Here is a 9002-nt window from a genome sequence, read left to right as displayed (position 1 = left end):
GCCGCGCGGCGGTCGCCGGCGGCGCGGACGTGCTGGTGGTGGTCGGCGGCGACGGCGCCGTCCGGCTGGCCGCGCAGGCCTGCTCCGGGACCGGCACCGCGCTGGGCATGGTGCCGAGCGGGACCGGCAACGACACCGCCCGCTCCCTGGACGTCCCGCTGCGCACCGCGGACGCGCTCGGGGTGGTGCTGGCCGGACGCCGCCGGCGCATCGACCTGATCGCGACCGACGTCCCCGGTCAGGACGTGGTCGTGGCCTCGGTGCCGGCCGGCGTGGACGCCCGGATCGCCGAGCGCTCGGCGGGGCTGCCACGCTGGCTCGGCCCGGCCGTCTACGCGGTCGCGACGCTGCCGGAGGTCCCCCGGCTGCGGCCGCGCCGCTACCGGCTGGACCTGGACGGGAGCGTCCGCGAGCTGGACGCGCTCGTGGTGGCGGTGTGCAACCTGCCGGTCTACGGCGGCGGCATGCGGATCGCGCCGGATGCCGACCCGGCCGACGGGCTGCTCGACGTGGTCGTGATCGGGCCGGTCCGGCCCGGGCAGGCACTGGGGCTGCTGGCCGGCGTGTTCCGCGGCCGGCACACCGGTCACCCGGCCGTCTCCGTGCACCGAGCCGCGACCGTCGGGGTGGCCGGGCCGGCCGAGATTCTGGCTCACGCCGACGGGGACCCGCTGGGCCGGCTGCCGCTGCGGCTGGCCGTCCGGCCGGCCGCGCTGCAGGTGCTGGTGCCGTAACCTGCGGGTATGTCCACCCCCGCGGAACGGTACGCCGCTGCCCGGCGTCGGGCCCGGGCCGAGCAGGGCCCGGTGGGCCGGTTCGCCGCCGGGCTGGACTTCCCGCTCGACGACTTCCAGCGGCGGGCCGTGGAGGCCGTCGCCGAGGACCGCGGCGTGCTCGTCGCCGCGCCCACCGGGGCAGGGAAGACGGTCGTGGGGGAGTTCGCGGTGGCGCTGGCCCTGGAGACCGGCCGCAAGGCCTTCTACACCACGCCGATCAAGGCACTGTCGAACCAGAAGTACCACGATCTGGTGGCCCGGCACGGGGCCGACAAGGTGGGGCTGCTCACCGGGGACTCCTCGGTGAACGGGGAGGCGCCGGTGGTGGTGATGACCACCGAGGTGCTGCGCAACATGATGTACTCCGGCTCCACCACGCTCGACGGGCTCGGGTTCGTGGTGATGGACGAGGTGCACTACCTGGCCGACCGGTTCCGCGGGGCGGTCTGGGAGGAGGTCATCATCCACCTGCCGGCCTCGGTGCAGGTGGTGTCGCTGTCGGCCACCGTGAGCAACGCCGAGGAGTTCGGGGAGTGGCTGCGCACCGTCCGGGGCAACACCGACGTCATCGTCTCCGAGCACCGACCGGTGCCGCTGTGGCAGCACATGATGGTCGGGCGCGACCTGTTCGACCTGTTCCGGACCGCTCCCGGGGGCCGGGCCGACCAGGAGGGCACCACCCGCGTCAACCCCGAGCTGCTGGAGCGCGTCGGCGCCTTCGAGCGGGCCAGCGGCTGGCGCCGCGACGACAGTGGCGGTCCGCGGGGCAGGCGGGGACGGCCCCGCGGGCGCACCCCGGACCGCGGGCGGGCGCTGCCGGGGCGCCCGGGGTCGCTGCCAGGCGGGACCGCAAGCCGGGCCGAGGTGATCGACCGGTTGGACCGGGAGGCGCTGCTGCCGGCCATCACCTTCATCTTCAGCCGTGCCGGCTGCGACGCGGCCGTGGGGCAGCTGCTGGCGTGGGGCACCCGGCTGGTCGAGGACGAGGAGGGCCGGCGGCTGCGGGCGCTGGTGCGCGAGCGGGTCGCCGACGTCGCCGACGCCGACCTGGCGGTGCTGGGCTACCGGGACTTCGTCGAGGGCATCTCCCGGGGCTTCGCCGCCCACCACGCCGGCATGCTGCCGCTCTTCCGGGAGATCGTCGAGGAGCTGTTCACCGCCGGCCGCATCCGGGCCGTGTTCGCCACCGAGACCCTCGCGCTGGGGATCAACATGCCGGCGCGGACGGTGGTGCTGGAGAAGCTCGTCAAGTTCAACGGCGAGGAGCACGCCCCGGTGACGCCGGCCGAGTACACCCAGCTGACGGGCCGGGCCGGCCGCCGCGGGATCGACGTCGAGGGACACGCGGTGGTCCTGTACCGGCGGGGCATCGATCCGCACGAGGTGGCGGGACTGGCCTCGACCCGGACCTACCCGCTGCGCTCGAGCTTCCGGCCCACCTACAACATGGCGGTCAACCTGGTTGCCCAGTTCGGCCGGGCACGCGCCCAGGAGCTGCTGCAGGCCTCGTTCGCCCAGTTCCAGGCGGACCGGGCGGTCGTCGGCCTGGCCGCCGAGGTGCGGCGCAACGAGGAGGCGCTGGCTGGCTACGCCGAGGCGATGGCCTGCGAGCGGGGGGACTTCCGCGAGTACGCCGCGCTGCGCCGGCGGATCGCCGACACCGAGCGGCAGGCCGCCCGCCGCCGCGCCGTCTCCCGGCGGTCCGAGATCAGCCACAGCCTGGAGCAGCTGCGGCGCGGTGACGTCGTGCACGTGGGGCGGGGCCGGCGGCGGGGGACCGCGGTGGTGGTGGCCGAGACCGGCCGGACCGAGGAGGTGCAGGTGGTCGGCACCGACGGCCGGGTGCGCCGGTTGGCCCCCGGCGAGCTCGGCGAGCCGCTGACCGCGATCGCGCGCGTCCAGGTCCCCAAGCAGTTCCATCCCCGGCAGACCCGCGCCCGCAAGGACCTCGCCGCCCGGCTGCGTACGCAGGTCCCGGACCCCGCCCTGGCTCTGGAGCGGGCCGGCGCGACCAGCGACGAGCCGGCCAGGGACGGGGAGGCGGCGGGCTCGGCCGCGCCGGCCCGGGAGCGAGCAGAGGTGGAGTCGCTGCAGCGCCGGGTCCGGGAGCACCCCTGCCACGACTGCCCCGACCGGGAGGAGCACGCACGGTGGGCCGAGCGGTGGTGGCAGCTGCGGCGACGCACCGACGACCTGCAGCGACGGGTCAGCAGCCGGACCAACACGGTCGCCCGCACCTTCGAGCGGATCTGCCGGCTGCTGGCCGAGCGCGGCTACCTGTCCCCGGAGGAGGACGAGGTGACCGAGGACGGGCAGCGGCTGCGCCGGATCTACACCGAGAAGGACCTGATCGTGGCCGAGTGCCTGCGGCGAGGGACGTGGCAGCGGCTGGACGCGCCGGGGCTGGCCGCGGCGGTGTCGGCCCTGGTCCACGAGCCGCGCGGGCGGGAGGACACCACGCGGCCGCGGCTACCGGGCGCCGACTTCCCCGAGGCCTGGCAGGAGATGCTGGCGGTGTGGGAGGAGCTGCGGCAGCTGGAGAGCGAGCACGGGCTGCCCGAGAGCGGCGAGCCGGATGCCGGCATCGCGTGGATGGTGCACCAGTGGGCCGCGGGGCGGGGCCTGGACGAGGTCCTGGTCGAGGGCGAGCTCGCCGCCGGTGACTTCGTGCGGCGTTGCAAGCAGGTCGTCGACCTGCTCGGCCAGGTTGCCGCGGCCGGGGACCGGCAGGTGTCCCGCACCGCCCGCCGCGCCGCCGACGGGGTGCTGCGGGGGGTCGTCGCGGCCGACCGGCTCGACTGACGGCAGGCGGTCAGCGCTCCAGGCCGAGCGCGGCCATCACCCGCCCCACCGGGTTGGCCAGCCCGTAGGCCTGCGTCATCTCCAGCACCGTCTCCGGGTCGGCGAGCTCGCGCGGCAGGTCCAGCGGCACGTCCGGGACCGGCACGTCGGTGGCCGTGCGGACCACCGCCGGGGCGGCGGCCAGGTAGTCGCTCGCCGACTCCAGGTTGGCTCGGCGCGCCCCCTTGATGCTCGGGTCGCCCGCGCGCAGGGCGGTCAGCACGCCGTCGAGGGAGCCGAACTGGCGGATCAGCTGGGCGGCGGACTTGTCGCCGATGCCCTTCACCCCGGGCAGGCCGTCGCTGGTGTCACCGCGCAGCACCGCCATGTCCGCGTAGGCCGCTCCGGTCGGGACCCCGTACCGCGTCGCCAGCTCCTGCTGGGTGATCAGCTCGGCGTCACGCACGCCGGCCCGGGCGGTGTACACCACCACGACACCGGCCTCGTCATCGACCAGCTGGAACAGGTCCCGGTCACCGGTCACCACCGCCACCGGCCCGCGGCCCCGGTGCCGGGTCGCCAGGGTGGCGATGACGTCGTCGGCCTCGTAGCCGGCGGCCCCCACGACGGGGACGCCCAGCGCGCCGAGCAGGGTGCGGATCAGGGGCACCTGCGGGTCCAGCTCCGGCGGGGTCTGCTCGACGTCCTCGGTCCCCTCCACCAGCCGGTGCGCCTTGTAGCTGGGGATCGCCGCGGTCCGGAAGGCAGGCCGCCAGCTCTCGTCCCAGCACGCCGCTACCGCGTCTGGCCGGAACCGGGTCACCAGGGTGGCGACCATGTCCAGCAGGCCGCGGACGGCGTTGGTGGGCGTCCCGTCCTCGGCGGGGCGCAGGTCCTTCACGCCGAAGAAGGCCCGGAAGTAGAGGGAGGCGGTGTCGAGGAGGAGCAGCCGTCGCTGGTCACCGGTCATGGCTCGCTAGCCTACGGTCATGGAGACCCTGGACCGGCAGATCGTGGCCCTGCTCACCGAGGACGGCCGGATGAGCTTCGCCGACCTCGGCCGCCGGGTGGGGCTGTCCACCTCTGCCGTGCACCAGCGCGTCAAGCGGCTGGAGGAGCGGGGCCTGATCACCGGCTACCGGGCGGAGGTCGACTACGCCGCGGTCGGACTGCCGCTGACCGCGCTCATCTCGGTGGTGCCGTTCGACCCGGCCGCCGAGGACGACATCCCGCAGCGGCTGGCGCACATCCCGCAGATCGTCTCCTGCTGGTCGGTCGCCGGCGACGAGAACTACGTGTTGCTGGTGCGGGTCCCCACCCCGCAGGACCTGGAGGCCCTCATCGCCGAGATCCGGGAGGCCGGCTCCTGCTCGACCAACACCACGGTGGTGCTGTCCACCCCCTGGGAGGGCCGGACCGCCTCGGTGCCGGGCTGACCGGGTCACAGCGGTCGCAGCGGTCGCAGCGATCTTCCCCGCCGGTGGCGGGCGTGGGACGGTGGCGTGATGGACACCACTGACAGCAGCAGTGCCCCGGCTCCCGAGGCCGGGCTGCCGGACTGGCGGATGCTCGCCCAGGCGCTGCACGCCAGGTTCCTCACCGGCGACTTCGCGCGGGGCGCCCGGTTCGTGCAGGCGGTCTCGGAGGCGGCCGAGGAGGCCAACCACCACCCGGACGTGACGCTGCGCTACCCGCACGTCGACATCTCCCTGCTCAGCCACGACGTCGGACGGGTCACCGAGCGCGACACCACCCTGGCGAGCCGGATCAGCGCCATCGCCGCCGAGCACGAGACCCCGGCGGACCCGTCCGTGCTGGCAGCGGTCGAGCTCGCGCTCGACACCGCCGACGTCGCCGCGCTGGGGCCGTTCTGGTCGGCACTGCTGACGGGGTCCCCCGACCACGCCAACGGCGGGGACGTCGTCGACCCACAGCACCGGGTCCCGCTGCTGTGGTTCCAGCAGACCGACGAGCACCCGACGCCGCGGCAGCGGTTCCACCTGGACGTGTGGGTGCCGCACGACGTCGCCGCGTCCCGGATCGACGCCGCGGTGGCCGCCGGGGGGAGCGTCGTCGACGACGCCCAGGCGCCCGCGTTCGTCGTGGTGGCCGACCCCGAGGGCAACCGGGCCTGCGTCTGCACCGCCGCCGGCCGCTGACGACGGCCGACGCCGGCGGCGCGGCGGTCAGCGGGCGATGTCGGCGTACCGGGCCCCGGTCACCGCGACCAGGGCGGCCGGGGACAGCTCCAGGTCCAGGCCGCGCCGGCCGCCGGAGACGAGCACGGTGCCGAAGGCCGCCGCCGAGGAGTCCACGACGGTCGGGTGGCTCCGGCGCTGGCCGACCGGGCTGATCCCGCCCACCACGTAGCCGGTGGCCCGCTGCGCCACGGCCGGGTCGGCCAGCGTCGCCCGCTTCGCACCCAGTACCGCCGCGAGGGCCTTGAGGTCCAGCTGCCGGTCGACCGGGACGATGCCGACCGCGAGCCCCTGGTCGGTCTCCACCAGCAGCGTCTTCAGCACCCGGGCCGGCTCCACGCCCAGCGCCTCGGCCGCCTCCAGTCCGTAGGACTCCGCCCGCGGGTCGTGCTCGTACTCGCGGAGGGTGAAGGCGACCCCGGCCTCGTGCAGGGCCACCGTGGCCGGCGTCCCGCCGGCGCGCTGCCTCTTCCTGCCCACGACGGTGAGCCTACGGCCGGGTGGGCGCGGGTGTCGGTGGCCGGGTCTAGCGTCACCGGCATGATCGACCACTTCGGCATCAACTGCGCCGACCTGAGCGCGAGCGCGGAGTTCTACGACACGGTGCTGGGCACCCTGGGCTACACCCGGCAGCTGGACGTCGAGGTCGCCATCGGGTACGGCACGCCCGAGCACCCGGCCTTCTGGATCAGCCGGTGGGACGGCACGACGCCGCAGCGGGAGGTGCACTGCGCCTTCGTGGCCGAGTCCGTGGCGCAGGTGCGCGCCTTCCACCAGGCCGCGGTGGCGCTGGGCGCCGAGTCGCTGCACGAGCCACGGCTGTGGCCCGAGTACCACCCGGGCTACTTCGGGGCCTTCGTGCGCGACCCGGACGGCAACAACGTCGAGGCGGTGTTCCACCAGGCACCGCCCGGGGACTGACCGACCGGCTGCTCAGCCGTCGCGTTGGCTCACCGACGCGGCGTGGCTGACCTGCGCCGCAGCAGTGGCCTCCTGGTGAGTGCGCTCGGGGCTGCCGTGGGCGCGCCACCACGCCTGACCGGCCTCGAGGAGGGTGTCGATCGGGTCGTAGTAGACGTACTCGGTGCTGGCGACGTCCACGTCCTCGGTCTCGATGGAAGTGCGGTAGTTCTTGCGCCAGTAGGAGATGCCGCGCTCGGTGTCGTAGTGGTCCACCTGGTGCACCCACCGCTTGCCGACGAACGGCACGTCGCACACGATGCGCGGGGTGGCGAACCCGGGCAGGTAGCCCATGATCGAGTGCTGCAGGTGCTGGGCGTGCTCCAGCGAGACCCGCCAGTGCTCGGCGAACGGGATCATGTCGCACATGTAGAAGTAGTACGGCGTGATGGAGGCCTCGTCGGCCATCGCGAAGCACAGGTCCAGCAGCGCCTCGGCGGAGTCGTTGACCCCACGCATCAGCACGCCCTGGTTGCGCACGTCGCGCAGCCCGGCCGACAGCAGCGCCCGCGAGGCCTCGGCGACCAGCGGGGTGACCGACTGGGCGGCGTTGACGTGGGTGTGCAGCGCCAGGCCGACGCCACGCTCGCGGGCCGTGCTCGCCACCCGGTGCACGCCGTCGAGGGTCTCGGGCACCAGCCAGTGCTGCGGGAGGCCCATCAGCGCCTTGCTGGCCAACCGGACGTCGCGGATGGTGTCGATCTGCAGCAGCCGGTCCAGGAAGGACTCCAGGTTCTTCCACGGCATGTTGGCGACGTCACCGCCGGAGACCACCACGTCCCGGACGGTCGGGGTGCGGCGCAGGTAGTCCAGGATCGCCTCGTGCCGGTCGGTGGGCCGGCCGGCCATCTTCAGCTTGGTCACCTGCGGGGTGGAGTTGCCGACCAGGTCCATCCGGGTGCAGTGGCCGCAGTACTGCGGGCAGGTGGGCAGCAGCTCGGCCAGCACCTTGGTCGGGTAGCGGTGGGTCAGCCCCTCGGCCACCCACATGTCGTGCTCGTGCAGCGAGTCCCGCGTCGCGTACGGGTGGGACGGCCAGTCGGTGCGCCGGTCGCTGAACACCGGCAGCATGTAGCGGCGCACCGGGTCGGCGTAGAACGCCGCGGTGAACTCCTCGCCGGCCGCGGGCGCCTGCTGGGCGGCGGAGGGCCACGACCGGTCGGGCACCATCGTGTTGAGCATCTGCGGCGGCAGCAGCATCGACATCGTGGCCCGCTCGGCCTGGTCGCGCTCCAGGTCGGCGTAGAAGGCGTCGGTGAGCAGGTCACCCATCACCTGCCGCAGCTGGGCGGCGTTCTTGACGCAGTGGGCGCGCTGCCACTGCACGTCGCGCCACTGCTCCTCGGTCACGTCGGCCCATCCGGGGTAGCGGCGCCAGTCCGGCTCCACGAGGGCCTGCTGCTGGTAGACGTAGGGCTGCTCGGCGGGCCGGGCCTGCGATACCGGGCGCCCCGCGTGCTCGGTCGTGGTGCTCATACCCTGGCATGCTACGTATGTCGTCCGGCCAAAGCCACTACCGACGATAAGATGTTTCGCCCCGGAGCCATTTGGGAGGAAGTATGACGGCGACGTCGCCGATCGGCACGCACCGCGTCCTGGAGCCGACCGGGGCGGGGCTGACCCTGCCGCAGGCCGCGCGCCGGCTGGACGACTCCCCGGAGGTGGGGGCGGACGAGGTCCGGATCGACGTGGAGGTGCTCAACCTGGACGCGGCCTCCTACCGCCAGCTCGCCGACACCCACCGGCTCCCCGGCGGTGGCACTGACGGGGACGCGGTGCGGGAGGCGGTGCTCGCCATCGTGGCCGAGCGCGGCAAGCTGCAGAACCCGGTCACCGGCTCCGGCGGCATGCTGATCGGCACCGTCACCGAGGTGGGCCCGGACAGCCCGCTGGGGCTGGCGGTGGGGGACCGGGTCGCGACGCTGGTGTCGCTGTCGCTGACCCCGCTGCGGATCACCGACGGCCTGGCGCGGTGGGACGGGCTGGGGGAGCGGGTCCCGGCCCAGGGCCACGCCATCCTCTTCGGCCGTTCTATCGCCGCCCGGCTGCCGGAGGACCTCGATCCCGAGCTGGCCCTGATGGTCATGGACGTCTGCGGCGCCCCCGCACTGGTGGACCGGGTGGTGCGCGAGCACGTCGGCCGCCACGAGGCGGCGGGGGAGAGCGGGGCACCGACCGTGCTGGTCCTCGGCGGCGCCGGCAAGTCCGGGTCGCTGGCGCTGGCCGCGGCCGCCCGCGCCGGAGCCGGCCGGCGGCTGGCGGTGGTGCCCACCGAGCAGGCGGCTCG

General features: G+C 74.6%; 9 protein-coding genes. 6 read left to right on the top strand and 3 right to left on the bottom strand.

The window, feature by feature from the left end; translation table 11 throughout:
* Positions 1 to 734, top strand: a 734-nt coding sequence (locus tag GFJ45_RS13605) for a diacylglycerol/lipid kinase family protein (RefSeq protein WP_153398118.1), incomplete at its 5' end; no start/stop codon positions are given.
* Between the two features lie 9 nt (positions 735 to 743).
* On the top strand, positions 744 to 3578 hold the full coding sequence (locus GFJ45_RS13600; protein WP_153398116.1) for a DEAD/DEAH box helicase: 2835 nt from the start codon (positions 744 to 746) through the stop codon (positions 3576 to 3578).
* Positions 3579 to 3588: 10 nt separating this feature from the next.
* Here the strand turns inward: GFJ45_RS13600 and GFJ45_RS13595 are convergent, their stop codons facing one another.
* A complete protein-coding gene (locus GFJ45_RS13595; RefSeq protein WP_153398114.1) occupies positions 3589 to 4527 on the bottom strand; it encodes a 5'-3' exonuclease in 939 nt (312 codons plus the stop codon).
* 19 nt (positions 4528 to 4546) lie between these two features.
* Between GFJ45_RS13595 and GFJ45_RS13590 the strand changes: the two genes are divergently transcribed.
* The gene (locus GFJ45_RS13590; protein ID WP_153398112.1) at positions 4547 to 4993 is read left to right on the top strand and encodes an Lrp/AsnC family transcriptional regulator; all 447 of its coding nucleotides are present in this window, start codon (positions 4547 to 4549) and stop codon (positions 4991 to 4993) included.
* Between the two features lie 69 nt (positions 4994 to 5062).
* Positions 5063 to 5716, top strand: coding sequence for a VOC family protein (locus GFJ45_RS13585; RefSeq protein WP_153398109.1), 654 nt, complete (start codon positions 5063 to 5065; stop codon positions 5714 to 5716).
* Positions 5717 to 5743: 27 nt separating this feature from the next.
* On the opposite strand, the gene ybaK is transcribed toward GFJ45_RS13585, so the two are convergent.
* A complete protein-coding gene (ybaK, locus tag GFJ45_RS13580) occupies positions 5744 to 6235 on the bottom strand; it encodes a Cys-tRNA(Pro) deacylase (RefSeq protein WP_153398107.1) in 492 nt (163 codons plus the stop codon).
* Positions 6236 to 6295: 60 nt separating this feature from the next.
* Between ybaK and GFJ45_RS13575 the strand changes: the two genes are divergently transcribed.
* Positions 6296 to 6676, top strand: a complete 381-nt coding sequence (locus GFJ45_RS13575) for a VOC family protein (RefSeq protein WP_153398105.1) — start codon at positions 6296 to 6298, stop codon at positions 6674 to 6676.
* Between the two features lie 12 nt (positions 6677 to 6688).
* Here the strand turns inward: GFJ45_RS13575 and GFJ45_RS13570 are convergent, their stop codons facing one another.
* Positions 6689 to 8191, bottom strand: a complete 1503-nt coding sequence (locus GFJ45_RS13570) for a KamA family radical SAM protein (protein WP_153398103.1) — start codon at positions 8189 to 8191, stop codon at positions 6689 to 6691.
* Between the two features lie 83 nt (positions 8192 to 8274).
* Here GFJ45_RS13570 and kdd point away from each other — a divergent pair.
* Positions 8275 to 9002: L-erythro-3,5-diaminohexanoate dehydrogenase (kdd, locus tag GFJ45_RS13565; protein ID WP_456093926.1), on the top strand; the 728-nt coding region annotated here is incomplete at its 3' end.

The organism is Ornithinicoccus halotolerans (assembly GCF_009602535.1).
Lineage (GTDB): Bacteria > Actinomycetota > Actinomycetes > Actinomycetales > Dermatophilaceae > Ornithinicoccus > Ornithinicoccus halotolerans.
This window is presented reverse-complemented; position numbering and strand designations above follow the sequence as displayed.